The organism is Nocardia sp. BSTN01 (assembly GCF_015354405.1).
In the GTDB taxonomy this organism is placed as follows: domain Bacteria; phylum Actinomycetota; class Actinomycetes; order Mycobacteriales; family Mycobacteriaceae; genus Nocardia.
In genome coordinates, this window is the sequence record NZ_JADKYP010000003.1 from 100097 (window position 1) to 124878 (window position 24782).

Here is a 24782-nt window from a genome sequence, read left to right on the forward strand (position 1 = left end):
ACAGCGGCGGGCCCGCGGTGCTCACCGTGCTCGCCGCGCCGAAAGATACGCCCGGACCATCGCCGCCGGATTGCGTGCCGAGTGCCGGGAACGGGTCGCCGCGTCGACGAGGTCGCCGTGCAGTTCCTCCCACGGGGGTCTACCCGCGATGGCGGCCGCCCCCGCCTCGTAGGCCCGTGCCGCGGCGCGGTGGCGGTGGCACTGTCCCAAGCACCGCCCGAGCTGCTCGTACAGCACCGCGATCTCTTCCGGCGGGTAGGGCAGCGCATCGCAGCCGAGGGCAGCGGCGAACAGGGTGGCCGCGCGGCGATGGTGACCGCTGCGATAGTGGACGCGGGCGGCCAGCAGGGTGTGATGGGCGGCGTCGGCGACGGAGATGCCGGTCCAGCTCTCGGCCGCCGCGACCGCCGCGGCCGCCAGGTCGTGTTCCCGTCCCGGCTGATTGGCGACCGCTGTCACCACCAGCGAGGACAGCCGCGCCGACTGCTCGCCGGACAGCACGCCGGTGCCGACTGCCAAGGCCTGCACCAACATTCGTTCGGCGGCGGCAGGGCTGGTGCCGAGCAGCGCGGTCGCGGCCTCGGTCAATTCCTGCGCTCGTAAGCGCAGATCGCCCACCGGCGGTTCGGCCGTCTCGCGCGTCGGCTCCGGGCACTCGGGCACCGCTCTTCCCGGGCGCGGCGGCCGGCCGGCCGGCTCGGAGCCGGGCCGTTCGACATCGGGGGACTCGCCATCCCGGACGCGCGGATGTCGTCGCGCCGTACGGGCGCTCGGCTGGTCGGCGGGGATTTCGTCGGCGAACTCCCCCGATGGGCACGGCACGCGCGAATGATCGACGGCCCTGCTTGGAAAGCGCTTAACAGCCGCTGATGATGCGGGGCAAACGGCACGCTATCCGGTCGGCCGCTTGGATTTCGGCAGTTTCGCGACGACCTCGGCGTAGGACTGATCGATCAGTTCGCGCACTTCCGCATCCGATACCGAGCCACCCAGCCGGATGGTGTTCCAGCCGTATCGCCCGATATAGGCGGAGGCGGTGACGTCGTCGGGATGGATGTGCACCAGTTCGTCGGCTTCGAGCCGGTTACGCCCGCATTTGAGCGTCACGGTCTCGGGGCTGACGAAGGCGAAGATCTTGTCGCCGACCTTCGCGACGACGTCGCCCTCCCAGGGTTCGTCGCGCCAGGCTCCCGGCTTGGTGAGGCAGTAACCCAGCAGATCGCTCATGACCCTCCTCGATGCCTAGACCGGAAGCAGCCTGCTCACCACACCGGTCAGCTGGCGCGCCGACCGGCATTCGTGCATCTCGACGACCTCGGCGTAGCGGTTGGCCGCCGAATCACCGGTGCCCCACATCTTTTCGGCCTCCGGATTCAACCAGTGCGCGTGCTTGGCCACTTGGACGAGTTCGCGCAGCGTATTCAACGCCGGATCCCGATAGTTGGTGCGGGCGTCGCCGAGAATCAGCAGAGAGGTGCGACTGGTCACCACGTCGGGCCAGTCCTCCGCGAAACCGCGCAGTGCCGCACCGTAATCCGAGTGCCCCTCGAATCCGACCACCTTCGTCTCGGTGAAGATGCGCCGGGTCACCTGGTCCAGCGGCGTGACCTGATCGAAGATATGGGTCACCTCGTCCACCTGGTCGACGAACGCGAAGATCCGCACCCGCGAGAATTGCTCACGCAGCGAATCCACCAGCAGCATAGTGAAACTGGAGAATCCGGCTACCGATCCCGAGATGTCGCACAGCAGCACCAGATCCGGGCGGCCGGGCCGCGGTTTGCGGGTCTGCAGCGTGATCGGCACCCCGCCGGTCGACATGGACTTGCGCAGCGTCTTGCGCAGATCGATTTCGCCGCGCCGGGAACGGCGACGGCGAGCGGCCAGGCGGGATGCCAGGACGCGCGCCAGCCGTTGCGAACCGCGCCGCAGTTCGGCCAGTTCGTTCTCCGAGATGCGCAGGAAGTCGGCATCCTCGGCTTGGCGCTGGACACCGTAGGTCGCGACTCGCTCGCGGCCCAGCCGTTCGGCCACCCGCCGCCGGGTCTCGGCCTCGACGGTGCCGCGAAACGCCTTGACCCGTTCGCGGGCGGCGCGGCGGGCGACTTCGGTGTCGAACTCCGAATTGTTCTGCCCGGCAGCCAATCCCGCGAGGATCTTGCTGATCAGCACCTCGGGCTGCACATCTTTCAGCGTTTGATACGCCGAGAACGACGGCCCGTTCGCCGACTGGTACTGCCCCATCTGCTCGACCATTTGCGCGGCCAGATTCTGTAACTGCCGGATCTGCTCACCCGTGGGTTCGGCGGCCAGCATCTCGGCCAGCATCCGCCGCAATTCGAACAGATCGTTTTCGCCGTCGTCGCGCCGCGGCAGTTCGATGTCGTCGGCGCCCGCGCGCTCCCCCAGCGCGGCCGGGAACCACAGCTCGAACAATCCGTCGAAGGTGGCTCGCTGCGTGGGCCGGCGCAGCAGCGCACAGGCCAGGCCCTCGCGCAGCATCTCGCGATCCATCAGATCGACCACGGTGAGCACCCGCCCGGCATCCACTGTTTCCGACGGCCCGACCGGGATTCCCCTGGCGCGCAAGGCCTCCACGAAGCCGACCACATGTCCGGACAGTCCGTGCGGCGCGGTCTGCCCGGGTTGCGGCGCACCCTGCGCCGCGGACGCGGGCCCGCCACGCAACGCCGCGGAGACCAGCGCGCGGGGGGTGGTGCGCTTACCGGACACGGCTCAGGCCAATTTCAGCTCGGCCAGGGCGCGCTGATGGTCGCTCTGATGTTTGAGCACCACACCGAGTGTCGCACGCACGGTCTTGTCGTCGAGATCCTTCAGTCCCAGCGCCAGCAGCGTCCGGGCCCAGTCGATGGATTCGGCGACCGAGGGCAACTTCTTCAACTGCATGCCGCGCAGCACGTGCACCACACGGACCAGTTGGGCGGCCACGGCCGGTTTCAACTCCGGCACCCGGCTGGCGAGGATGCGGCGCTCGAGTTCCTCGTCCGGGAAGTCGATGTGCAGGTAGAGGCAGCGGCGCTTCAACGCCTCCGACAGTTCGCGGGTCGCGTTCGAGGTGAGTACCACGAACGGGCGGCGGGTCGCGGTGATCGTGCCGAGTTCGGGGACGGTGACGGCGAAGTCGCTCAGCACCTCCAACATCAGGCCCTCGATCTCGACGTCCGCCTTGTCCGCCTCGTCGATCAGCAGCACGGTCGGGTCGGTGCGCCGGATCGCGGTCAGCAGCGGGCGCTGTAACAGGAATTCCTCGCTGAACACATCGGCTTTGGTGTCGGCCCAGGCGTTACCCGAATCCGGCCCGCCGGAGGTCGCCGACTGGATGCGCAGAATCTGCTTGGCGTGATTCCACTCGTACAGCGCGCGGGCCTCGTCGATTCCCTCGTAGCACTGCAGGCGAACCAATTCGGCATCGGCGACCTGAGCGACGGCGCGCGACAATTCGGTCTTGCCGACGCCGGCGGGTCCTTCGATCAGCAACGGCTTGCCGAGCCGGTCGGCCAGGAACACCGAGGTGGCGGTGGCCTTGTCTGCCAGGTAGCCGGTGGTGGCCAGACGGTCGATCACATCGTCGACCGAGGCGAAAATCGGCTCGTGCACGGTCGTCTGCACAGTTGGGCCCTCCTTCGGGAACAGCGCAGCCCACTGCAGGTATGCACCGTAAAGAACAGCTGATCACGACGGTACACACCCGCGGGCCGGGTTCGATACTCCGGTGTCGGCGAGACCACAGGCCGCAATGGGTTCAGCCGGGACGGGTCAGCTCGGCCGAATCTGGCCGTCGCCCCAGACGATCCACTTGGTGGAGGTCAGCTCGGGCAGCGCCATCGGACCGCGGGCGTGCAACTTCTGCGTGGAGATGCCGATCTCCGCGCCGAATCCGAACTGCTCGCCGTCGGTGAACGCGGTGGAGGCGTTCACCATCACCGCGGCCGCGTCCACCCGGGCCGTGAATTCGCGGGCGGCCTTCAGATCGGCGGTCACGATGGCCTCGGTGTGGCCGGTGCCCCACTCGTTGATGTGGTCGACCGCGGCGTCGAGATCGTCGACGACCTTGAGCGCGATATCCAGCGACAGATATTCGTCGGCCCAGTCCTCCTCGGTCGCGGGAACCAGGCCGGGCAGATCGCCGTGGATGGTGACCTGCGCCTGTTCCAGCGCGCCGATCAGGCGCGGGACGGCGGTCTCGGCGATCGCGCGATCGATGAGCACCGTCTCGGCGGTATTGCACACGCTGGGCCGGCGGGTCTTGGAGTTCAGCAGGATCGATTCCGCCATCTCGAGATCGGCGGCGGCGTGTACGTAGACGTGGCAGTTGCCGGTGCCGGTTTCGATGGTCGGGACCTGCGCGTCGCGCACCACCGCGTTGATCAGTCCGGCGCCACCGCGCGGGATGACCACGTCCACCAGGCCGCGGGCCTGGATCAGATGGGTGACGCTGGAGCGATCCTCACTCGGCAGCAGCTGGACCGCGTCGGCCGGAAGACCCTGAGCCACAAGGGCTTCCCGCATGACCTCGACCAGGGCCGCATTCGACCGGGCCGCCGAGGACGACCCGCGCAGCAGGGCCGCGTTACCGGATTTCAACGCCAGGCCGAAGGCGTCGACGGTGACGTTCGGGCGGGCCTCGTAGACCATGCCGACCACGCCCAGCGGCACGCGCACCTGCCGGATCTCGAGTCCGTTGGCCAGCGTCGAACCGCGCAACACCTCTCCGACCGGATCCGGCAGGCCGGCGACCTGACGCAACCCGGAGGCGATGCCGTCGATGCGCGGCTCGGTCAGCCGCAGGCGATCCAGCAGCGAGGCCGCGGTTCCGCCCGCCTCCGCGGTCGCGATGTCTTCGGCGTTGGCGGCCAGGACGGCATCCTTCCGCGCGAGCAGCGCATCGGCCGCGGCATGCAGGGCCGCATCCTTCTGCGCGGTCGTCAGCTGTGCCAGGGTCCGCGACGCCACCCGAGCCCGCCGCGCCGCCTCGTGCACCGCTTCGCGCACGGTATCCACTTCGCCGACAGTTCCAGCAGTCATGGTGAACAGCCTACTGACCGGGTCGCGGACGCCGACGTCGGATAACCGCCGAACGCCCGCTTCGGGCGACGCCCACCGCTACCGTGTCCTCATGGTCGCCACCATCCGGTTGTCCTCCGGTTCGGGTCGCTGGGTGCTGCTGGCCACGGTGCTGGGCTCGGGAATGGCGATGCTGGACGCGACCGTGGTGAATGTGGCGCTCCCCCGCATCGGTGAGGAATTCGGCGCCTCGATGGCGGGTCTGCAGTGGACCGTGAACGCGTACACGCTGACGTTGGCCGGACTGATTCTGCTCGGCGGATCGCTGGGTGACCGGTTCGGGCGGCGGCGGATCTTCGTCGTCGGCGTGGTGTGGTTCGCGTTGGCCTCGGCGATCTGCGGTGCGGCACAGGGCATTCCGATGCTCATCGCCGCCCGCGCGCTGCAGGGGGTGGGCGGTGCGCTGCTGACGCCCGGTTCGCTGGCCATCATCCAGGCGTCGTTCGCGAAATCGGATCGCGCCCGCGCGGTGGGCGCATGGTCCGGGCTCGGCGGGGTCGCCGGTGCGATCGGCCCCTTCCTGGGCGGATGGCTGGTCGGCGCGGCCGGGTGGCGCTGGGTGTTCCTGCTGAACATTCCGCTGGCCGCGGTGGTGGTGCTGGTCGCGGTGCGGCATGTGCCGGAGACCTACGGTTCCGGCGCGGCCGACGGCTCGGCGTCCACCCGTCCGGCTCCCGAATCCGGTGGCCCGCCACATGAGGGGTTCGACGTGCTGGGGGCGTTCCTCGCCGCACTGTGCCTGGCAGGCATCACCTACGCACTGACGATGGCCCCCGAACACGGGAGCAGCCGGACGGCCGTGGTGGCGACGGCGGTGATCGGCGTGCTCGCCGGGGTGGCCTTCGTCGTCGTCGAGCGGCGACGGTCGGCACGGTACGCGGCGCCCGGACACCACGGCGGGCCGCCGCCGATGCTGCCGGTCGAGATCTTCGCTTCGCGGCAGTTCAGCGCGATCAACGCCGTCACCTTCGTGATGTACGGCGCGATGGGCGTGGTGTTCTTCCTGCTGGTGCTGACCCTGCAGGTGGTGGCCGGGTTCAGCCCGATGGCGGCCGGGACCGCGATGCTGCCCTCCACCGTGCTGATGCTGCTGTTCTCCGCGCGCTCGGGTGATCTGGCTCAGCGCATCGGACCGCGCATCCCGATCACCGCGGGTGTCCTGCTGGCGGCCGCCGGGATGCTGCTGATGATGCGGATCGGCCCCGACGCCTCCTATGTCGCCGATGTGCTGCCCGCCGCGCTCGTCTTCGGTCTGGGCCTCACCCTGGCCGTCGCACCGCTGACCGCGACCGTGCTGGCGACGGCCGACGAACGGCACGCGGGGGTGGCCAGCGGCGTCAACAACGCCGTCGCCCGAGCGGCCGGATTGCTCGCGGTGGCGGCGATCCCACCGCTCACCGGACTCACCGGCGCCGCTTACACCGACCCCGCCGCCTTCGAACGCGGATTCCGCGAGGCCATGCTCATCTGCGCGATCGTCATGGCCGCGGCCGCGGCGCTGACCGTGGTCACGGTCCGCGACGACGCGCTGCGGGAGGCGAGTCCCGAGGCCACGCCGCAGTGCAAAATCAACTGCCCGGTGGCCGGGCCACCTCTGGAGCCCCGGCACGCCGAATCGACGCCCGGCCCGGTCGACCAGGAATAACCCGCACACACGGAAAGGGCTGTGTCCGAACGATAGTCGTGGCCGCGTTGTCGACACCGCCGGTGAATGATTCGATGGTCACATGGCAGATATCGAGAGGGTGGTGTCGGCGCAGCGCGAAGTCGCCGCGCCGGCCGCGCACATCTTCGAATTGATCGCCGATCCGGCGCAGCAGCCGCGGTGGGACGGAAACGACAATCTCGACCGGGCGGAGTACGGACAGCGGGTGGGGAGCGTGGGCGAGGTCTTCGCGATGACACTCACCAACGGGAGCGTGCGTGAGAACCACGTGGTGGAGTTCGAGGAGGGACGCCGGATCGCCTGGCTGCCCGCGGAATCCGGGCAACGCCCGCCGGGGCATCTGTGGCGCTGGGAGCTCGAACCCGTCGACGAGGGCCGGACCCTCGTGCGGCACACCTACGACTGGACCCGGCTGACCGACGAGGTCCGGCTGCCCCGAGCCCGAGCGACGACCTCCGACAAACTTCTCGGGTCCATCGACCGGCTGGCCGCGCTGGCATCGGCGGCGGACCGCGCCTGATCGCGGCGACGTTCGGTCCGTCCGCGCCGCGGCGGGTTACGGTGCGTGAATGGCACGGATCGCAGTGGTCGGCAGCATCAACATGGATCTGGTGACGCGCACGCCGCGGCGGCCGCAGGCCGGTGAGACCGTCCTCGGCACCAGCTTCGCCACGGTGCCCGGCGGAAAGGGCGCGAACCAGGCGATCGCCGCCCGGCGCGCCGGCGCGGCGGTCGATTTCGTCGGCGCGATCGGCACCGACGTCTTCGGCGCCGAACTGCGGAAAGTGCTCGAGGACAACGAGGTCGGGACCGCCGGACTGCGCACCGTCGAGGGGTCCAGCGGAACTGCCACCATCGTGGTCGACGAGTCCGGCGAGAATACGATCATCGTGGTCGGTGGAGCCAATGCGGAGCTCTCGGGCCTGACCGACGGGGACCGCGCCCTCATCGCCGACGCGGATATCATGCTGTGCCAGTTGGAGATTCCGGTGGACACCGTGCTCGGTGCCGCCCGCTGCGCCCGCGATCACGGCACTCTCGTACTGCTCAATCCGTCCCCCGCGCGATCCCTGCCACCGCAGCTGTGGGAGGCGGTAGACATCGCGGTCGTCAACGAGGGCGAAGCGGCACATTGGGTTTCGGAACTCCGGGCGGTCCCGCACGTGCTCATCACCCGTGGCGGCGACGGCGCGACCTATCGCGGACCCGCGGGCGAGCTGACCCGGCCCGGTGTCCGGGTCGACGTGGTCGACACGACCGGCGCCGGGGACACGTTCACCGGCGCACTCGCCGCACACTGGCACGAGGGCCCCGCCACCGCTCTGGCCTGGGCCTGCACCGCCGGCGCCCTGGCCACCACCGTCGTCGGCGCCACCGCGTCCATTCCCACCGCCGCGGCGATAGAGCGGGCGCTCACCGGATAACGCACCGGTGGCGGCGGGGCTGTTCGGAGCCCGAGTCCGGCCGTCGTGCGCACACACCGGCCCACGACGTCGTATCCACCGCCGCTGCGCACGACCGGTATGCGCGACGGAACTACGGCGCGGCGGTATGGCGAGCGACGAGTTCCGACATCTGGGCGCCCACCCGTTCCAGCGGCGCCATCGAACGGGTCGCCAGGGACAGGATCACCGCCCCCTCGAGCGCCGCGACCACCGTGGTGGCCAGCGATATCGCGAGATCCGGTGCGATGTCCTCGGTTTCGAGGCGTTCGGCGAGAATGGTCTCCCATTCGGTGAAGGTCGCCCCGGCGGCGTCGGCGGCCTCGGGCGCCTCCGACCGGCCCAGCGCCGCCGCGACGATCGGACATCCGGCGGTGAAGTCGCTGGCCGCGAGTTTCTCGCGCCAGAGGGCCGGGAAGGCGCCGACACACGACGCCACGTCGGCCCCGGCGGTGATCGTGCGCAGCAGGGTGCTGTAGGCGGCGCCGGCCGCGCGGGTCGCCTCGGCGATCAGTTCCGATTTGCCGCCGGGGAAGTTGAGATACACCGAGCGGCGCGAGATGCCGCTGTGGTCGAGCAGCTGCGCGATACCGGTGCCGGCCACACCGTTGCTGCGCATCAGATCCACGGCGCTGTCGATGAGCCGGTCGCGGGCTCCCATGATGCGACCCCTTTCCTCACGCACCTTGTCCGGTCCAGCCTACCGTTGCTCTAGACCGATCGGTGTACTACTCTGCCGAGTATACCGATCGGTATACCTCATTTCCGAGCCGCGCCCTGGAGGATAGGCATGACCGGACTGCACGACCCCCTTCCCCTGCCCTGTGGCCAGGTGCTTCCCAACCGGATCATGAAGTCGGCGCTCAGCGAGGGGCTCGGCACCGCGGCGCATGCTCCCGACGACCGGCTGGTCCGGTTGTATCGCCGCTGGGGGGCCGGCGGCTTCGGCCTGATCGTCACCGGCAACGTGATGATCGATCGCACCCAGCTCGGCGAGCCGGGCAATGTGGTCGTCGACGACGATCGCGATCTCGCGGCCCTGACCCGCTGGGCGAAGGCCGCCAAGGACGGCGGCACCTCGATCTGGATGCAGCTGAATCATCCCGGCCGCCAAGCCAATCCGCTGGCCACACGGCAGCGGCCGGTGGCGCCCTCGGCGATCGCGTCGGGAGTGCCGGGGCTGCCCACGCCGCGCGCGCTCACCGAAGCCGAAATCCACGATCTGGTCCGGCGCTTCGCCGACGCGGCGCGCATCGCGGAATCGGCCGGCTTCGACGGGGTGCAGATCCACGGCGCCCACGGCTACCTGGTGTCGCAGTTCCTGTCGCCGCTGGCCAATCAGCGCACCGACGACTGGGGCGGCGACGCGCCACGCCGGGCGCGCTTCCTGCTCGAGGTGGTCGGCGCCATTCGCGCGGCGGTCCAGCCGGGCTTCGCGGTGGCCGTCAAACTGAATTCGGCGGATTTCCAGCGCGGCGGTTTCACCGAGGACGAATCGCGCGCGGTGGTGCGGCAATTGGCCCGGCAGCCGCTCGATCTGATCGAAATCAGCGGCGGCAGTTACGAATCTCCGGCGATGATGGGCCGGTCCCGCGACGCGGCGAGTACCCGGGCGCGGGAGGCCTACTTCCTCGAGTACGCGGAGACGGTGCGCCGGCTCGCGGCCGCGGTGCCGCTGGCGGTCACCGGCGGCTTCCGCAGCCGCACGGCGATGGCCGGTGCGGTCGATTCCGGCGCCTGCGATGTCGCCGGACTGGGCCGTCCCACCACGGTGTACCCCACCGCCGCCGCCGATCTGCTCACCGGCGGTACGGAAGAGCTTCGGCCGCCGTCGATTTCGCTCGGCCTGCGCGGCCGCATCGCCCGCAGCGGCACCCTTCGGGCCGTCGACGGGGCCCTGGATCTGCAATGGCATACCGATCAGCTGCATCGCCTCGGCGCCGGGCTCGATCCGGATCCGGCTCGCTCACCGTGGTCGACGGCGCTGACCATGCTGCGCCGCAACGGGCTCGACGCCTTCCGGTCCCGGCGCGGAACGGCCGGTGGCGACCGGAAGTCGACGAAGTTCCGGGTCGAGCGCGCCGTCGGCCGCTACCTGGTCAATCCCGGATTCGCCGCACTGGACCGGGTCGGTGTGCGGTCCACCTTCGCGACCGAACTGGAGACCGTCGGCCGCAAATCCGGTCAGCCACGGCGGGTTCCGGTATCGGTCCTGTTCGACGACGACGGCGCCTGGATCATCTGCCAGCACGGCATGCGGTCGGGCTGGGGCAACAATGTACGCGCCAACCCCTCGGTGCGATTGCGGCACAACGGAGTCTGGCGCGCGGCCACGGCCGAGCTGCGCCCCGACGACGACGTGGTCGCGCGGGCCCGCGCCTTCGCCCCGCATCCGGCGCTCGCACCGCTGACCGCCGCCGGATTCGCCGCCCTGCAGACCGATCCGATCTCCGTGCGGGTCACCTTCACCGACTAGGAACCCCGCGGCGGCCGGTTCGCGTCACCGCGCGCCGGCCGCCGGGCAGTGCTGACGGCCGCTCAGCCGCGCGCCCATTCGTGACCCCAGTAGCTGTCGGCCGTCATCTCCTCCGCGACGTAGCCCTCGCCCACGAGCGTTCCCTCGCAACCGAATTCGAGGTCCCAGCCGCCCGGGGTGCGGACGTAGAAGGAGATCATCTTGTCGTTGGTGTGGCGGCCGAGTGTCGAGGACAGGTGGTAGCCCGCCTTCGTCACCCGGTCGAGCGCCCGGCCGACATCGTCGAGCGCGTCGACCTCCACCATCACGTGCACGATGCCGGGACCGTCGCCGCGGCCGCCGGGAATCAGCGCCAGGCTGTGGTGGCGGGGATTGACACCCATGAACCGGATCCAGATCGGATGGTCGGGCGGACCGACCCGGAACGAACCGCGCGAGGCGAAGTCCAGCACCTCGGTGTAGAACTGCCGCGCCGCCTCGATATCGGGCACCGGCAGCACGACGTGGCCGAGCCCCAGATCACCGGAGACGAAACGGTTACCGTACTTGCCGACCACCGGACTGTGGTCGAGCAGAGGGCCGTGGAAGACCTCGATGGTGAATCCGGCGGGATCGGTGAAGCTGATCGCCTCCTCGACGTGCCGCGCGGCGGATTCGGCCAAGGACAGCTCGGTGACCTCGATTCCGGCCGCGGCGAGGGTTTCGCGCACCAGCGTCAGCGAACGCCGGTCGGCGACCTGCCAGCCGAGGGCGATCACCTCGTCGCGATCGCCCGGAACCAATTCCAGGCGGTAGGTGTGCTCATCCGTCCGCAGGTAGATCGATTCGGGGTTGGGCCCCGACCCTTCGGCGAATCCGATGGTGTCGAAGGCGAATTCACGCCATTCGGCGACATCGGCGATCTGCGCCCGGACATATCCGAGCGAGCTGACGGCGGCCATGTGCACTCCTTGCAAGGGATCGGGTGGTTCAGGAATAACTGATCGAAACGTCGTCGGTGACCGGTACCGCCTGACAGGCCAGCACATAGCCCTCGGCGAGATCCTCCTCCTCGAGGACCTCGTTGCGGCGCATGGACACCTCGCCGGACACCACCCGGCACACGCAGGCGCTGCATGCGCCCTCGCGGCACGAATACGGCGCCTCGAGGCCCGCGGCCAGCAATGTGTCCAACAGGACCTGGCGGCGCGGCCAGGCCATCCGGTGATTCTCGCCGTCCAGTTCCACCTCGACGTGCGCCGAGTCGGCGAGATCGGCAGGGTCGGCGGGGTCGCTCACCGGAGCCGCCGCCTCGAACGGATTGCCGGTCAAGGAGACGAACTTCTCCATGTGCACGCGCCGGCGGTCGGCGCCGTGCGCGGCCATCGCGGCGCCGACGGCATCCATGAACGGCCCCGGACCACAGACGAACGTCTCACGGTCAGCCCAGTGGCGCACCAGCGCGGACAGTTGCGGCACGCTGGGCAGGCCCTGCACCGATTCCAGCCAGTGCAGCACCTGCAGCCGATCCGGATGCGCCGCAGCGAGTTCGGCGAGTTCCGCGGCGAAGATCACCGACGATTCGTCGCGATTGGCGTAGATCAGGGAGCAGTGCCCGCTGCCCCGCGCCAGCGCCGATTTCAGGATCGACAACACCGGAGTGATGCCGCTACCCCCGGCGAACAGCAGCAGATCCGTATCCAGCGAGGCCGGGGTGAACAGTCCGGCGGGCGGCAGCACCTGCAAACTCTCCCCGGCGACGGCGTTGTCGCACAACCAGTTCGACGCATATCCGGCCGCCGTGCGTTTGACGGTGACCTTCAGCGGACCGTCCTCGTGCGGTGCGCTCGACAGCGAATAGCACCGGCTCACCGAACCGGTCAGTTCGCTGGGGATGCGCACAGTGAGGAATTGCCCGGGCCGATAGCCGAACCGCTCGGCGTGTTCGGGCCGCGGCGCCAATTCGAGCGAGACCGCGTCCGCGGTTTCGCGCACCACCCGGACGATCTCGACGACAACCGGATCGGCCGGCGCCCCGGCGGCCGCCGCGACGCCGTCCGCGGATTCGCCGCCGGTTGCCGAGTCACGCGGGCCGGCATCCTCGCGCGACGTGCGCGGTTCACGCACGTCGAGTTCGATCGCCGTATCCATCGAGCACCACCACATCCATTTCTCTGCCGTTCATTCAGCTTCCTGCGCGTCAGGCCACGGTCCGGCCGCGGGTGCGCACATCGACATCGCGGGTACTCACGCTCACCTGCCCCGACGCCACCGCAGCATCGATGCTGTCGCGCAGGGCGGCGCAGGTGTGCGCACCCGGCGCCGACAGTTCGGTACACGCGCGCATCGCCGACCGGCTCCACTGCACGCTCGTATGCTGTGGGCTGAACTTCTCCACCAGCACGCATGTTCCGCAGGATCGGCACGAAACCTCGTCCATCGCGATGACTCTCAGCCCGCCACGGCCTGCTCGGCCCGCTTGGCGAGGTTCTCCGCGACCTCTGCCTCCCAGGCGGTGACCGCGCGAGTGGTGTCGACCTCGAATTCGAAGCGCGCGGTCATCTCCTCCGAGATGTCGGCGACGTCGGTGTAGAACTGCTCGTACCAGCGACGCAGCTGATAGACCGGCCCGTCCTCCTCGCACAGCAGCGGATTGTTGATGCGCGACTTGCGTTTCCAGATCGCCGCATCCTGTTCGAACCCCTTGCCGAGACCGCCGACGAAGGCCGCCGCGATCTGCTCGGCCTGCTCCGCCGACACGCCGTCCGGCTTCTTCGCGATGGCGCCGTACTGCAGGACGAACCGGTTCTCGGTGATCGGATAGTGGCAGTTGATCAGGTAGCCCTCGACCGTGAGTCCGGCACTCTCGCTGCGCAGATAGTCGATCATGTAGGAGGGACCGTAGTACGACGCCTCCGAATGCAGAGTGTTCTTGCCGCCCAACGCCTTCGCGGTCGCGCCCATCATGTCCTCGCGCGAGATCGAGGTCATGTACTGGCTGGCGATATGACCCTCGAACACGTTGTTGAAGAAGGTCGGGAAGCCGTAGTGCACGTAGAAGAAGTGCGCCATGTCGACGACGTTGTCGACCACCTCGCGGCAGTTGGCCTCGACGATCATCGAGTTCCAGGTCCAGTCGGTCCAGCCGTCGTCGTAGGCGGCGTCGACGCGCGGGATGGTGATGTCGGCGGGCGGCTGCTTACCCTCGGGATCGTTCCAGACGAACAGTTGCTTGTTCTGCTCCAGCGTCGGCCACGCCTTGGTGCGCGCCAGCGGGGGCACCCTGCGCGCGTACGGAATTCCGGTGCACTTGCCCTTCCCGTTCCACCGCCAGTCGTGGAAGGGACAGGCCAGCGAATCGCCCTTGACGGTGCCGTCGGCGAGATTGCCGCCCATATGCGGGCAGTAGGCGTTGAGGACGTTGAGCGTGCCGTCCTCGCCGGCGAAGACGACCAGTTCGGTGCCGAAGGCGGCGACGGTGTGCGGCTTGCCGTCGCGGAAGGAGTCCGCCAGGCCCAGGCAGTGCCAGCCGCGGGCGAACCGGGTGGGCGGTGCGCCGGCGTCGATGACCCGCACTTCGCTGTCGCTGTTCATGATTCCTCCGTCTCGATTGCGTTCGGCCTCGATCGCGATCGGCCTCGACTACCCGCCGGCCCAACCCGCCCCGGGTGATGACTCGATGCTCGCCATCGGAACGGGGGTCCGGCATGCGAAGTCCCACTGGCCGGGAGATCCGCTCCGCTTATCGGCAGCGACGGCACGCCTCGGCGGCGCGGGCGGGTACGCACGCGTCAGTGCCCGTGCAGACGCTCGAACGAGGAACGGTAGAACAGCAGCGGCGCCTGGTCGGAATGTTCGGCCAGCGCGGTGACCCGGGCGATCACGATGGTGTGGTCGCCGCCGTCGACCTCGCGATCCAGCTCACAGTCGATACTGGCCAGCGCGCCGCTCAGGCGCGGCGCCCCGTTTCCGGACACCTCCCAGTCCACGCTGGCGAATTTGTCGGTGCCGCGGCGGGCCAGCGCGCGGCAGATCTCGTCCTGGTCGTGGGCCAGGATGTTCACGCAGAATCGCCCCACCTCACGGATACGGGGCCACGACGTCGAGGTCCGCGCGGGGAAGAAGCAGACTCGGGGCGGGTCGAGGGACAACGACGAGAAGGACTGGCAGCTGAACCCGACCGGCTCGTCGCCGGACAGGGCGGTGATCACCGTGACCCCGGAGCAGAACCTGCTCAGCACGGATTTGAAGGTCGCCTCCGAGATCTCGTCCACCTGTACTACCGGCTCCACGGCCACTCCTTGTTTCGGACAGACATATAGCTGTAAGTCATGACACCAGGTCGGGGGGAGCCCACGTCAACAGCCAGGTCCGGTGAACGGGAGAGATTTCGGTAGCACTTACGTAGTTCCACCGATTCGCGATCGGCGTGGTGGCAGCCACTGTGATAGGTGACACAAATGCCGAAACCGAACATGCCTAGTCGACATACTTCTAGTCTGCATATGAGCCAACGGAGGTACATATGACCGTCACCGTGCTGCCCTCCGCGGAACGCACCACCCCCGCCACGCATCACGCGACGACGGGCGCCAGGGCTCATCGAGCCGGCGCGCCGATTCCGGTGTCGATGATCGAGCGGATGACGCTGATCCTGGACGCCTTCGACGCGAACACCCCGACGCTGACACTGCTGGAACTGGTCGAGCGGACCGGACTTCCGCGCTCGACGGTCCATCGCATCCTGGATCAGATGATCCGGCTGCGCTGGCTGGCGCACTCCGCCGGGGGCTACCGCCTCGGCATGCGCACGCTGGAACTGGGCGGACTGACCGCGGACCACAACGAGATTCGCGACGCGGTGAGCCCCCTGCTGCACGAGTTGTCGCAGCGTACGGGCATGGTGGGCCACCTGGCCGTGCTCGACGGTCGCGAGGTCGTCTACCTGGACAAGGCCGGCGGCCGCTTCGGCGCGGCACTGCCGACCCGGCTCGGCGGCCGGATGCCCGCGCACGCAACGGCTTTGGGCAAGGCGATGCTGGCGGCGCTGGAACCCACCATCGCCGAGGCCGCGTTCCGCGGCCGGCTGCCCCGGCTCACTCCGCGCACTCTGGCCGAACCCGATGCGCTGCACCGCGAACTCGGGCAGATCCGGTTGCGCCAAGGCGTGGCGATCGACCGCGAGGAGGCCATGGTCGGCATCGCCTGCGTGGCCGCGCCGCTGCGTGGCCGCGGCGCCCCGCCGGCCGCGCTCTCGCTGTCGGGACGGGCCGAGGCGATGAGTTACGACCGGCTGGCCCGGGTCGTGCTCGAGGTCGTACACGAGGCCGGGCGGGCACTGTTTCCGCACCGTACCCGCTGGCGCTGATTTCGGATCCGCATATGACTGGGCGGTATAGTTCGGCGATGACATCTGGCACCGATCTGCCGACCACCTCGTGGGCCGTGCTCGGGATGCTTTCGCATGCGGACGAATTGTCCGGCTACGACCTGAAGAAGTGGGCGGACTGGAGTTTGCAGTTCTTCTACTGGAGCCCGTCGTTCAGCCAGATCTACGCCGAACTCAAACGCCTCGAGAAGCACGGATACGTCACCTCGCGCACCGTGACCTCCGAGGACGGCGTGCGCGGCAAACGGATGTACGCGATCACCACCAGCGGCCGGGATGCCGTGGCGCACTGGGTCAATCATTCACCTGTGGAGGCGCCGGTACTGAAACACAGTGTCCTGCTGCGGGCCTGGCTCGGACATCTGGCCGAGCCGGAGCGGCTGCGCGAAATCCTCACCGCGCATATCGATTACGCGGAGAAGATGCGCCGCCGCGCCGCCGCCGACGCCGAGGGTTCCGACGCCAACCCGGATTGGGCCTTCCCCAGCGCGGTGTTGCGCTGGTGCATCCGGCACTACGAGGCGGAGCGCCAACTGGCCGAGGATCTGCTCGACGATCTGGAGGCGTTGAACAAGCGCGGGCGGCTGCCCCGCAATCGCGAGGCGCCGCTCGCACCGCCGAAGTCGAAGGCTCGTCCGCGATAGCGCACAGGACCGGCGCGGATCCGTCGCTACACTCGCCGGATCCGGGCCAGCCAGGCGGCGGTATCCACGGTCCCGTTCTCGACCACGTTCAGTCCGGCGACCTGATCGGCGACCACCGGGGTGACCCGGCCACGATAGGACGCGGGTCGCAGATCCTCCACTTCCCAACCCGCACCGAATGATTCACGCAACAGCCGATCACTGATGCGCGGCCCGAAACCCGGGTCGGTATCGGAGAGCGCCAGCACATGCACCAGACCACCCGGAGCACACAAGGTGTGCAGCGACCGGACATAGTCGGCGCGGGTGCCGGGATCCTCGCGGAAGATGTGGAACAGGGCGCTGTCGACGATCGTGTCGAAGACGCCGAGTTCGGCGGCCGCCGTGGGATCGGCGCCGAGCCGGACCGCATCCGCTACCCGGAAGCGCGCCGCGGGCACTCCCTTCGCGGCCGCGTTGCGCCGCGCGTATTCGACGGCGCTCGGCGACAGGTCGATCCCCAGCACCTCGTAGCCCAGGGCGGTGAGGGCGATGGTGTGCTCCCCCGCACCCGTTCCGACGTCGAGCACCCGCCCTCGGATCAACCCCTGGCGCTCCACTTCCACGATCGCCGGCTGCGGCTCACCGATCACCCAGGGGGCGGTGTCGTCGTCGTAGACGGTGTTCCAGAACTCTGCGGCCTGTGTCATGACTCCAGCGTGCATCCTCAACCGCACTCGAGGTCAACGCCGGCGCCCGGGCCCCGGAATTCGTCGTCCCCAAAATCTCACTGAGCGGAACCCTTCCTAGCGAGGAGCGTTTCGGAATATTTCTATTAGGCATACAGGAGGTGCACGATGACCGGTGAACTCGATTCCATCCAGAACGCACTCGACGCCCTGGCCGCCGGCCGGCCCGTCGTGGTGGTCGACGACGAGGATCGGGAGAACGAAGGCGATCTCGTCCTGGCCGCGGAATTCGCGACCGCGCAGACCATCGGATTCCTGATCCGCCACACCAGCGGCGTGCTGTGCGTGCCGATGCCCGGCGCCGACCTCGACCGGCTCTCGCTACCCCCGATGACGGCGGTCAACGAGGACCCCAAGGGCACCGCCTACACCGTATCGGTCGACGCGGCCGCCGGCGTCAGCACGGGTATCTCGGCGGCCGACCGCGCACACACCATGCGACTGCTGGCCGATCCGCGCACCACCCCGGCCGACCTCACCCGCCCCGGGCACGTCTTCCCGCTGCGCGCGCATCCGCGCGGCGTACTGGGCCGGGCCGGGCACACCGAGGCGACCGTCGACCTGCTGCGCGCGGCCGGATTGCGGCCGGCGGGGGTGATCGCGGAAGTCGTCAACGACGACGGGTCGATGGCACGGTTGCCGCAGCTGCTGGTCTTCGCACGCGAGCACGGGCTGCCGATCATCTCCATCGCCGACCTCATCGAATATCGAAAGCATCGCGAGCACACCGTCACCCGGCTCGCGCAGACTCGGCTGCCCACGCGCTACGGCGATTTCCAGGTCTTCGGCTACCGCGACGCCGACTCCGGCACCGAGCCGGTCGAACATCTCGCGCTGGTCTTCGGCGATCCGTCCGGAACCGAGGTCCTGGCCCGGCTGCATTCGGAATGCCTGACCGGCGACGCCTTCGGCTCGCTGCGCTGCGATTGCGGTGAACAGCTCGACGCCGCACTGCGGGCGGTGGCCGCCGAGGGCCGCGGTGTGGTGGTGTATCTGCGGGGGCAGGAGGGGCGCGGCATCGGCCTGCTGAACAAATTGCGCGCCTACGAACTACAGGACGCCGGCGCCGACACCGTGGACGCGAATCTGCGCCTCGGGCTGCCGATCGATGCCCGCCGCTACGGCGCGGGCGCGCAGATCCTGAGCGATCTGGGTGTCGAATCGGTGCGGTTGCTGAGCAACAATCCGGATAAGCAGGCGGGCCTGCAGGCACACGGCATCGCGGTCACGCGCCGGATTCCGCTGCAGACCGACCCGACCGAGCACAACGTCCGCTACCTGCGCACCAAGCGGGAGCGGATGCGACACCAACTGGCCGGGCTCGACGTCGCCTCCGCTGCGGCGAACTGAAAATCCTTGTGCCGCAACAGAAACAAAGAGTTTCAGAGCCGATGTTCGGCCAGCCAGCGCCGGGCCCGCGTCGCCGAGGCGCGCGAGAGCCAGGCGTCCTGGACGACCTCGCGCAGTTCGTCGAGATCGAGTTCACCGATGTGGGCGCCACGCAGCAGTACCGATAGATGCCCGTCGAAATGAGCGGTGGTGAAGAACGGCGAATCCGGATCCTGAACGAGCGCACGCTTCTCCGATTCCGACGGCACCCAGAAGACGATCACATCGGGATACCGTTCGCCGGTGTCCGGATCGACGGCGTCCGGGCGTGGAGTGCGGAAGAAGATGAACGACTTGGCCCCGACCTGATAGACCGGATTGCCGCTCGATCCCCGCACCACCGTGACGTGCGGCATCGCGAGGGCGAGCTCGTCCACGTCCTCGATCCGCGCCCGGCGCGCCATCCTCGCTCAGTCCGCCAGCTGGGTGAGCAGCTTGCGGGTGCGCTCGGCGGCCTGCCCGCCGACGAACGGGGCGGCCACGAATTCCGTGGCGCCGGCAGCGAATACCTTCTCGATGCGGGCGGCGACCTGCTCCTCGGTGCCGATGATCGCCAGATCGGCCGGCCCCTCGGCGCCCTCGCGATCCATCATGGCCCGATAGGATGGCAGCGAACCGTAGGCGGCGAAGACGGTGGCGGCCTTCTCCCGGCCGCGATCCACATCGTCGGTGACCAGCACGGGCAGCGAGCAGACCACCCGCGGGGCGGGGCGGCCGGCCTCGGCGGCCGCCGCGGTGATGGTGGGTGCGATGTGGTCGGCGATGGTCGCGGGACCCGTCATCCACAGCACCGTGCCGTCGGTGCGCCGCGCCGCCAGTTTCAGCAACTGGGTTCCCAGGGCGGCCACGAGCACCGGGATCCGGCCGGTCTCGCCGGCGGTCAGGCCGAGGTTCGCGCTCAGGGTCTCGCCCTGGTACGACACCGGCTGTCCGTCGAGCAGCGGCCCCAGAATCGACAGGTACTCCTTCATATGCCGGGCCGGGCGACCGAAGTCGTAGCCGAACATGTTCTCGATGACGATCTGGTGCGACAGTCCGATCCCCAGGGTGAGCCGGCCGCGGCCGACGGCGAGCGCGGTGGTGGCCGCCTGCTGGGCCAGGGCCCCCGGGTGCCGCGGATAGGTCGGCACCACCGACGTGCCGAGTTCGATGTTGGGCACCTTGCTGCCGGCGACGGCGAGGGCGGTCAGCGCGTCGAGACCGAAGATGTGCGACAGCCACGCCGATTCGAAACCCTCGCCGGCCACCTGCTGCAGTTCGTCGGTCAGGCGCACCAGCGCATCCGGTCCGGTCTGTTCGCTGAGCATGATGCCGATCCGCACGGGGGCCTCCTGGGGACGAGGGGTCTGGGGGTACGCGGCCCCGAGGGACCGCGGTGCGAGTCTCTGTTCGCGGTCTCAGCCTATTCCCGTTCTCACCGTCCGCGGGCACGCGGGACCGACATCGCCGATGTGGTCCGAACGCGTTTCGATCACGATAGGGTTGGCGATCATGGCGCGGCGTGTCACCGGGAATCTTCCCGCCGAGGTCACCAGTTTCGTCGGCCGCCGCGACGAACTGGCTACCGCGAAACGGCTGCTGCCCGCGACCCGGGTGCTGACTCTGCTCGGCCCGGGTGGCGTGGGCAAGACGCGGCTGTCTCGGCAGGTCGGCGCGGCGATGGCGCGCGCCTTCCCGGACGGGGTGTGGCTGGTCGAACTGGCCGATGTGCACGATCCCGATCTGGTCACCCTGAGCGTGGCCGAGGCGTTGGATCTGCGCGACGACACCACCGCGCCGCTCGACCGGCTCACCGAGTTCCTCGCCAGCAAACGTCTCCTGCTGATCCTGGACAACTGCGAACATCTCATCGACGCGTGCGCGGCGCTGGTCGCCCATCTCGTCGCCGCCACCCCCGAGGTGCGGGTGCTGGCGACCAGCCGCGAGGTACTGGGCATACCCGGTGAACAGGTGATGCCGATTCCGCCGCTGTCGGTCGCCGACGTCGACAGCGATGCGATGCGACTGCTGGTGGAGCGGGCCACCGCGGCGAATCCGGATTTCACCTTCTCCCCCGCCAATCGCGACACCCTCGCCGCGATCTGCCAGCGCCTCGACGGCATCCCGCTGGCGCTGGAACTGGCGGCGTTGCGGTTCCGGGTCTTCACGCCCGAGCAGATTCGCGACCGGCTCGACGACACCATGGACCTGCTCAGCGCCGGACCCCGCACCGCGCCGCAGCGCCAGCAGACCATCGAGGGCGCGATTCGCTGGAGCTACGAACTGTGCACGCCCGCGGAACAGCGGCTGTGGCAACAGTTGTCGGTGTTCGCCGGTGGTTTCGACATCGAGGCCGCAGAGGCGGTGTGCCGGCTGCCACCGGGCCCGCAGGGATTGCTCGACGCGCTGACCGGCCTGGTCGACAAGTCGGTGCTGCGGTTGCGGTACGACGCTGTGGCGCCGCGTTATTCGATGTTGGAGCCGATCCGGCAATTCGGCCACGACCGCCTCGTCGAACACGGTGGCGAACGCCGGGTGCGGGCCCGCCACCGCGACCACTACCGCGGGCTGGCCCTGCGCGGGCAGACCGCGTACTGGAGTTCCGACGACCTGGCGTGGTTTCGTGAATTGGCCCGCGAGCACGCCAATCTGCGTTCGGCCCTGCAGTTCTCGATGCTCGACGCACCGCAGCTGGCGATGGAGACCGCGACCGTGCTGCGGCCGTTCTGGGAGCACTACCGGTTCCTGTCCGAGGGGTATCGGTGGCTGACCGACGCCCTGGCCCGGAATCCGGAACCGAGCTGGGAGCGAGCGCGGGCGCTGTCGTCGGCGGCCTCGCTGGCGGCACTGCTGTCGGATCGGGAGTCGGCGGCGCGGCTGGCGAGCGAATGCGTCACCGTGGCCACCGATCTGGGCGCCACCGATATTCTCGCCGAGGCGGAACTGGATGCGGCACTGATCGATTTCACCGACGCCGACACCGCCGGTGCGTTGCGCCGCTCCGAGGAGGCGATCCGGCTGGCCCGCGCCCACGACCATCACGCCACCGAAATGGACAGTCTCGCTTTCGGTTTCATGTGCGCAACCCTGCTCGAGGAGCCGCGATCGAGCACCATGGCGCAGGAATTCCATGCGGTGACCGAGCGCTACGGGCCGCATATGCTGGGCGGGCTGGCGTTGTGGACGCTCGGAATCGATCGCTGGCGACTCGGGGATCAGGACGCCGCCGACGAGTACTTCGGACGCGCGATCGAGGAGTTCGCGCTGTTCGACCGATGTGTGTGGCTGGCGTCTGGATTCGACGGTATGGCGTGGTCGGCCGCCGCCCGCGGTGAGATGGAGCGGTCGGCCCGGCTGATGGGTGCGGCCGAGACGCTGCAGCGCAGTACGGTGCGGCTGGCCCATACGATCACCACCGCGGTGGGTGAAAAGGTGCGCGACGAGGTCCGCAACGTACTGGGCGACAGCGGTTTCCGAACCGCCTACGACACCGGTGCGGCGATGACGCTCCCGGCGGCGATCGATTTCGCGCTGGGCCGCGGGCCCGCTCCCGAGGACCCGACCGCCCCGCCCGCACGCCCCACGCCCGTCGACACCGCGGCGCTGTCGCTGCTCACCCGCCGGGAGAAGGATGTGGCCCGGCTGGTCGCCGCCGGGCACAGCAACAAACGCATCGCGGCCGATCTGGTGATCTCGGTGCGCACGGCCGAGACCCATGTCGAGCACATCCTGACCAAACTCGGCTTCACCTCCCGTACCCAGATCGCGGGCTGGGCCCGCGACCACGGACTGTAACCGGTACGCATTTCCGCGGGCACAGGATCAGCGGGAACGAGCCGGAAACGGCGGTGGCCGCCGCACCCTCGTGAGGTGCGGCGGCCACCGCGCGTCGGCGCGAAAAGATCGGCGCGCGTTCACAAACCGTTGTGCAGGAAGTCGATCACCGCGCGTTCGAACGCGTCCTTGCGCTCGACCTGAACCCAATGTCCACAGCGCGAGAAGATTCGCAGATCGGCGCGCGGCAGCTGGCGGGCCGGCAGCAGGGCGCCCTCGACCGGTGTCACCCGGTCGTCGCGGCCCCACAGCATCAGCACGTCGTGCTGGATCGCCCGCAGCCGGGCCCACAGCGGAACCGGATCGGCGAAGGCCGGGTTGTAGAAGGTGGCGTAGGCGTCGGCGAGCGCCTTGGTCTGGCGCGGATCCGAGGCGGCGGCGGTGCGAGCCGCGATCAGTTCCTCGGTGAGCACCGCCTGATCGAAGACCATCGTCTTCAACCAGTCGACGGCCCGCTCCGGGGTGGGATCGGCGTTGAAGTCCAGCAGGCGCCGAATCCCTTCCGACGGTTCGGGTCCCAGAATGTTGACGCCCACACCGCCCGGCGCCATCAGCACCAGCCGGTCCGCACGATCGGGATGTTCGGCGGCCAGCAGGGTCGCCACCGCCCCGCCCATCGAATTGCCGAGCAGATGAGCGCTGCCGATGCCGAGTTCGTCCAGCAGACCGAGGACCGCGTCGACGGCGATTCGCAGATAGTTGCGGTCGTAGGTTTCGGGCCGTTCGCTGGCGCCGAACCCGGGCTGGTCGAGTACCAGGCAGCGGAAGTGCGGAGCCAGCGCCTCGAGATTCGCGCCGAAATTGGCCCAGCCCGAGACGCCGGCGCCGGAACCGTGCAACAGCACCAGCGGCGCACCGGAACCCGCCTCGTGATAGCGCAGTTTCACGCCGTCGACGGTGACCCAGCGGGTGGTGTCCTCGGCCGTCAAACCCATCAGACCATCCGTTCTGTGACCTCGACGCCCATCTCACCCTGACCGTACATCGCCAGCGCGCGCTCGACGTCGTTGATCACATGCGCGTTGCCGGCGTGCGCGTCGCGCCAGTTGCGTTCGATCACATTGGGTTTGCGAATCGAGTGGCCGCCGGAGTTCTCGAACAGCAGATCGATCGCGTAGATCGCGCGTTCGGTGCCGCGCACCTGGTCGCGGCGGGTCCGCAGGCGCAGCTCGTACGGAATCTCCTCGCCCGCTTCGGCGTAACGCAGCTGCTCGCTGATATTGCGTTCCTGCTGCAGGATGGCGGCGTCGATCTCGGAGGCCGCCCGTGCGATCCGCACCTGCGCGAACGGATCATCGGCCACCTTCTGCCCGCCGTAGGACAGCCGGACCCGCTCGCGCTGACGTTGCAGATGCGATTCGTAGGCGCCCTGCGCGGCACCGATGATCGGCGCGGTGATGGTGTTGGAGAACACGCTGGCGAACGAGATGCGGTACAGCGCAGCGGTGTTCACCTCCTGGCCGGGACCCACCAGCGCGGACTGATCGGCGGCGCTGTAGGCGCGATAGGCGGGGATGAACGCCTTGTCGACGATGATGTCGTTACTTCCGGTGCCCGACAGGCCCGACACGTGCCAGACATCCTCGATGCGGTAGTCGATACGCGGAACCAGCACCGTCAGGTAATCGGCTCCCCCCTTGTCGTTGGGCACCACCGCGCCGAGGAAGGCCCAGTCGGCGTGGTCGCACCCGGAGGAGAAGCTCCATCGGCCGCTCATCTCGAAGCCGCCGTCGACGGGAGTCAGCTTGCCGGTGGGCGCATACGACGAGGAGACCAGGGTGTCGGGATCCTCACCCCACACATCCTGCTGGGCCCGCGGGTCGAACAACGCCAGCTGCCACGGATGCGCACCCAGCACGGACGACACCCACGCCGTCGACGGGCAGACGGTCGCGATCGAGCGAATCACCTCGTAGAAGGCGACCGGCGACTCCTCCGCACCACCGAAGCGGCTCGGCTGCAACATCCGGAACACGCCCGCCTCGGTCAGCTCGCGGATCGTCTCGGCGGGCACCCGCCGCTCCTGCTCGGCCGTCACCGCCCGTTCCCCGATCGCCGGGAGCAGGTCCCGCACCCGATCGAGCACCTTGTTCGCCATTGCCGGTGTTCCTCCCTGCCTCTGCGCTGTCACGCACTGGGTCGATGCCTCGACGGTAGGGGCGGGCGGGAGT

At 69.0% G+C, this 24782-nt stretch carries 24 protein-coding genes; 8 read left to right on the plus strand and 16 right to left on the minus strand.

Features of this window, described 5'->3' with window-relative positions; genetic code table 11:
* Positions 1-21: 21 nt before the first annotated feature.
* The 5 genes from IRT45_RS03920 to IRT45_RS03940 form a co-directional block, all read right to left on the minus strand.
* On the minus strand, positions 22-663 hold the full coding sequence (locus tag IRT45_RS03920) for a hypothetical protein (protein WP_194804500.1): 642 nt from the start codon (positions 661-663) through the stop codon (positions 22-24).
* Between the two features lie 228 nt (positions 664-891).
* Positions 892-1227 carry an MmcQ/YjbR family DNA-binding protein gene (locus IRT45_RS03925; protein ID WP_194804501.1) on the minus strand — a complete coding sequence of 112 codons (336 nt, stop codon included), beginning with the start codon at positions 1225-1227 and terminating at the stop codon, positions 892-894.
* Between the two features lie 15 nt (positions 1228-1242).
* On the minus strand, positions 1243-2688 hold the full coding sequence (locus IRT45_RS03930) for a VWA domain-containing protein (protein WP_194804699.1): 1446 nt from the start codon (positions 2686-2688) through the stop codon (positions 1243-1245).
* A gap of 48 nt (positions 2689-2736) precedes the next feature.
* A complete protein-coding gene (locus IRT45_RS03935; RefSeq protein WP_128145391.1) occupies positions 2737-3630 on the minus strand; it encodes a MoxR family ATPase in 894 nt (297 codons plus the stop codon).
* Between the two features lie 147 nt (positions 3631-3777).
* Positions 3778-5046 (minus strand): glutamate-5-semialdehyde dehydrogenase, encoded by a 1269-nt coding sequence (locus tag IRT45_RS03940; RefSeq protein WP_194804502.1) that lies wholly within the window; start codon positions 5044-5046, stop codon positions 3778-3780.
* A gap of 91 nt (positions 5047-5137) precedes the next feature.
* Here IRT45_RS03940 and IRT45_RS03945 point away from each other — a divergent pair, with 91 nt between their 5' ends.
* From IRT45_RS03945 to IRT45_RS03955, 3 genes are all read left to right on the plus strand, one after another.
* Complete coding sequence (locus IRT45_RS03945) at positions 5138-6730, plus strand: MFS transporter (RefSeq protein WP_194804503.1); 1593 nt, start codon at positions 5138-5140, stop codon at positions 6728-6730.
* An 82-nt stretch (positions 6731-6812) separates the two neighbouring features.
* Positions 6813-7271, plus strand: a complete 459-nt coding sequence (locus IRT45_RS03950) for an SRPBCC family protein (protein WP_194804504.1) — start codon at positions 6813-6815, stop codon at positions 7269-7271.
* A gap of 49 nt (positions 7272-7320) precedes the next feature.
* Positions 7321-8175 carry a ribokinase gene (locus tag IRT45_RS03955; protein WP_194804505.1) on the plus strand — a complete coding sequence of 285 codons (855 nt, stop codon included), beginning with the start codon at positions 7321-7323 and terminating at the stop codon, positions 8173-8175.
* Positions 8176-8287: 112 nt separating this feature from the next.
* On the opposite strand, the gene IRT45_RS03960 is transcribed toward IRT45_RS03955, so the two are convergent.
* Positions 8288-8854: a TetR/AcrR family transcriptional regulator gene (locus IRT45_RS03960; protein ID WP_194804506.1), complete on the minus strand. Its 567-nt coding sequence runs from the start codon at positions 8852-8854 to the stop codon at positions 8288-8290.
* Between the two features lie 129 nt (positions 8855-8983).
* Here IRT45_RS03960 and IRT45_RS03965 point away from each other — a divergent pair, with 129 nt between their 5' ends.
* Positions 8984-10669 carry a nitroreductase family deazaflavin-dependent oxidoreductase gene (locus IRT45_RS03965; RefSeq protein ID WP_194804507.1) on the plus strand — a complete coding sequence of 562 codons (1686 nt, stop codon included), beginning with the start codon at positions 8984-8986 and terminating at the stop codon, positions 10667-10669.
* Positions 10670-10731: 62 nt separating this feature from the next.
* Here IRT45_RS03965 and IRT45_RS03970 read toward each other — a convergent pair whose 3' ends face one another.
* The 5 genes from IRT45_RS03970 to IRT45_RS03990 all read right to left on the minus strand — a co-directional run bounded on the left by IRT45_RS03970 (position 10732) and on the right by IRT45_RS03990 (position 14940).
* On the minus strand, positions 10732-11610 hold the full coding sequence (locus tag IRT45_RS03970) for a VOC family protein (RefSeq protein WP_194804508.1): 879 nt from the start codon (positions 11608-11610) through the stop codon (positions 10732-10734).
* Positions 11611-11638: 28 nt separating this feature from the next.
* The gene (locus IRT45_RS03975; RefSeq protein ID WP_194804509.1) at positions 11639-12799 is read right to left on the minus strand and encodes a ferredoxin--NADP reductase; all 1161 of its coding nucleotides are present in this window, start codon (positions 12797-12799) and stop codon (positions 11639-11641) included.
* Between the two features lie 49 nt (positions 12800-12848).
* Entirely contained in the window at positions 12849-13088 is a 240-nt protein-coding gene (locus IRT45_RS03980) for a hypothetical protein (protein WP_194804510.1), read from the minus strand.
* 11 nt (positions 13089-13099) lie between these two features.
* Positions 13100-14242, minus strand: a complete 1143-nt coding sequence (locus IRT45_RS03985; RefSeq protein WP_194804511.1) for a Rieske 2Fe-2S domain-containing protein — start codon at positions 14240-14242, stop codon at positions 13100-13102.
* Between the two features lie 197 nt (positions 14243-14439).
* Positions 14440-14940, minus strand: a complete 501-nt coding sequence (locus IRT45_RS03990) for a flavin reductase family protein (protein ID WP_194804512.1) — start codon at positions 14938-14940, stop codon at positions 14440-14442.
* A gap of 233 nt (positions 14941-15173) precedes the next feature.
* Here IRT45_RS03990 and IRT45_RS03995 point away from each other — a divergent pair, with 233 nt between their 5' ends.
* Positions 15174-16016 (plus strand): IclR family transcriptional regulator, encoded by an 843-nt coding sequence (locus IRT45_RS03995; protein ID WP_194804513.1) that lies wholly within the window; start codon positions 15174-15176, stop codon positions 16014-16016.
* 38 nt (positions 16017-16054) lie between these two features.
* Positions 16055-16681, plus strand: a complete 627-nt coding sequence (locus tag IRT45_RS04000; protein ID WP_063013625.1) for a PadR family transcriptional regulator — start codon at positions 16055-16057, stop codon at positions 16679-16681.
* 26 nt (positions 16682-16707) lie between these two features.
* Here IRT45_RS04000 and IRT45_RS04005 read toward each other — a convergent pair whose 3' ends face one another.
* A complete protein-coding gene (locus IRT45_RS04005) occupies positions 16708-17370 on the minus strand; it encodes a class I SAM-dependent methyltransferase (RefSeq protein WP_194804514.1) in 663 nt (220 codons plus the stop codon).
* A gap of 147 nt (positions 17371-17517) precedes the next feature.
* Between IRT45_RS04005 and IRT45_RS04010 the strand changes: the two genes are divergently transcribed.
* The gene (locus IRT45_RS04010; protein ID WP_194804515.1) at positions 17518-18759 is read left to right on the plus strand and encodes a bifunctional 3,4-dihydroxy-2-butanone-4-phosphate synthase/GTP cyclohydrolase II; all 1242 of its coding nucleotides are present in this window, start codon (positions 17518-17520) and stop codon (positions 18757-18759) included.
* 32 nt (positions 18760-18791) lie between these two features.
* Here the strand turns inward: IRT45_RS04010 and IRT45_RS04015 are convergent, their stop codons facing one another.
* On the minus strand, positions 18792-19202 hold the full coding sequence (locus IRT45_RS04015; protein ID WP_194804516.1) for an MmcQ/YjbR family DNA-binding protein: 411 nt from the start codon (positions 19200-19202) through the stop codon (positions 18792-18794).
* 6 nt (positions 19203-19208) lie between these two features.
* Positions 19209-20120, minus strand: coding sequence for a TIGR03564 family F420-dependent LLM class oxidoreductase (locus IRT45_RS04020; protein WP_194804517.1), 912 nt, complete (start codon positions 20118-20120; stop codon positions 19209-19211).
* 169 nt (positions 20121-20289) lie between these two features.
* Here IRT45_RS04020 and IRT45_RS04025 point away from each other — a divergent pair, with 169 nt between their 5' ends.
* On the plus strand, positions 20290-22572 hold the full coding sequence (locus IRT45_RS04025; protein ID WP_194804518.1) for a LuxR C-terminal-related transcriptional regulator: 2283 nt from the start codon (positions 20290-20292) through the stop codon (positions 22570-22572).
* A 119-nt stretch (positions 22573-22691) separates the two neighbouring features.
* On the opposite strand, the gene IRT45_RS04030 is transcribed toward IRT45_RS04025, so the two are convergent.
* Positions 22692-23546, minus strand: a complete 855-nt coding sequence (locus IRT45_RS04030) for an alpha/beta fold hydrolase (protein ID WP_194804519.1) — start codon at positions 23544-23546, stop codon at positions 22692-22694.
* Positions 23546-24709, minus strand: a complete 1164-nt coding sequence (hsaA, locus tag IRT45_RS04035; protein ID WP_194804520.1) for a 3-hydroxy-9,10-secoandrosta-1,3,5(10)-triene-9,17-dione monooxygenase oxygenase subunit — start codon at positions 24707-24709, stop codon at positions 23546-23548. The genes IRT45_RS04030 and hsaA overlap by 1 nt, the downstream gene beginning before the upstream one ends.
* Positions 24710-24782: the final 73 nt, after the last annotated feature.

Coding starts and splice junctions, on each gene's coding strand:
- IRT45_RS03925 (WP_194804501.1), bottom strand. CDS start 1,227: ATGAGCGATCTGCTGGGTTACTGCCTCACCAAGCCGGGAGCCTGGCGC.
- IRT45_RS03940 (WP_194804502.1), bottom strand. CDS start 5,046: ATGACTGCTGGAACTGTCGGCGAAGTGGATACCGTGCGCGAAGCGGTG.
- IRT45_RS03945 (WP_194804503.1), top strand. CDS start 5,138: ATGGTCGCCACCATCCGGTTGTCCTCCGGTTCGGGTCGCTGGGTGCTG.
- IRT45_RS03950 (WP_194804504.1), top strand. CDS start 6,813: ATGGCAGATATCGAGAGGGTGGTGTCGGCGCAGCGCGAAGTCGCCGCG.
- IRT45_RS03955 (WP_194804505.1), top strand. CDS start 7,321: ATGGCACGGATCGCAGTGGTCGGCAGCATCAACATGGATCTGGTGACG.
- IRT45_RS03960 (WP_194804506.1), bottom strand. CDS start 8,854: ATGGGAGCCCGCGACCGGCTCATCGACAGCGCCGTGGATCTGATGCGC.
- IRT45_RS03965 (WP_194804507.1), top strand. CDS start 8,984: ATGACCGGACTGCACGACCCCCTTCCCCTGCCCTGTGGCCAGGTGCTT.
- IRT45_RS03970 (WP_194804508.1), bottom strand. CDS start 11,610: ATGGCCGCCGTCAGCTCGCTCGGATATGTCCGGGCGCAGATCGCCGAT.
- IRT45_RS03975 (WP_194804509.1), bottom strand. CDS start 12,799: ATGGATACGGCGATCGAACTCGACGTGCGTGAACCGCGCACGTCGCGC.
- IRT45_RS03980 (WP_194804510.1), bottom strand. CDS start 13,088: ATGGACGAGGTTTCGTGCCGATCCTGCGGAACATGCGTGCTGGTGGAG.
- IRT45_RS03985 (WP_194804511.1), bottom strand. CDS start 14,242: ATGAACAGCGACAGCGAAGTGCGGGTCATCGACGCCGGCGCACCGCCC.
- IRT45_RS03995 (WP_194804513.1), top strand. CDS start 15,174: ATGACCGTCACCGTGCTGCCCTCCGCGGAACGCACCACCCCCGCCACG.
- IRT45_RS04000 (WP_063013625.1), top strand. CDS start 16,055: ATGACATCTGGCACCGATCTGCCGACCACCTCGTGGGCCGTGCTCGGG.
- IRT45_RS04005 (WP_194804514.1), bottom strand. CDS start 17,370: ATGACACAGGCCGCAGAGTTCTGGAACACCGTCTACGACGACGACACC.
- IRT45_RS04010 (WP_194804515.1), top strand. CDS start 17,518: ATGACCGGTGAACTCGATTCCATCCAGAACGCACTCGACGCCCTGGCC.
- IRT45_RS04015 (WP_194804516.1), bottom strand. CDS start 19,202: ATGGCGCGCCGGGCGCGGATCGAGGACGTGGACGAGCTCGCCCTCGCG.
- IRT45_RS04025 (WP_194804518.1), top strand. CDS start 20,290: ATGGCGCGGCGTGTCACCGGGAATCTTCCCGCCGAGGTCACCAGTTTC.
- IRT45_RS04030 (WP_194804519.1), bottom strand. CDS start 23,546: ATGGGTTTGACGGCCGAGGACACCACCCGCTGGGTCACCGTCGACGGC.
- hsaA (WP_194804520.1), bottom strand. CDS start 24,709: ATGGCGAACAAGGTGCTCGATCGGGTGCGGGACCTGCTCCCGGCGATC.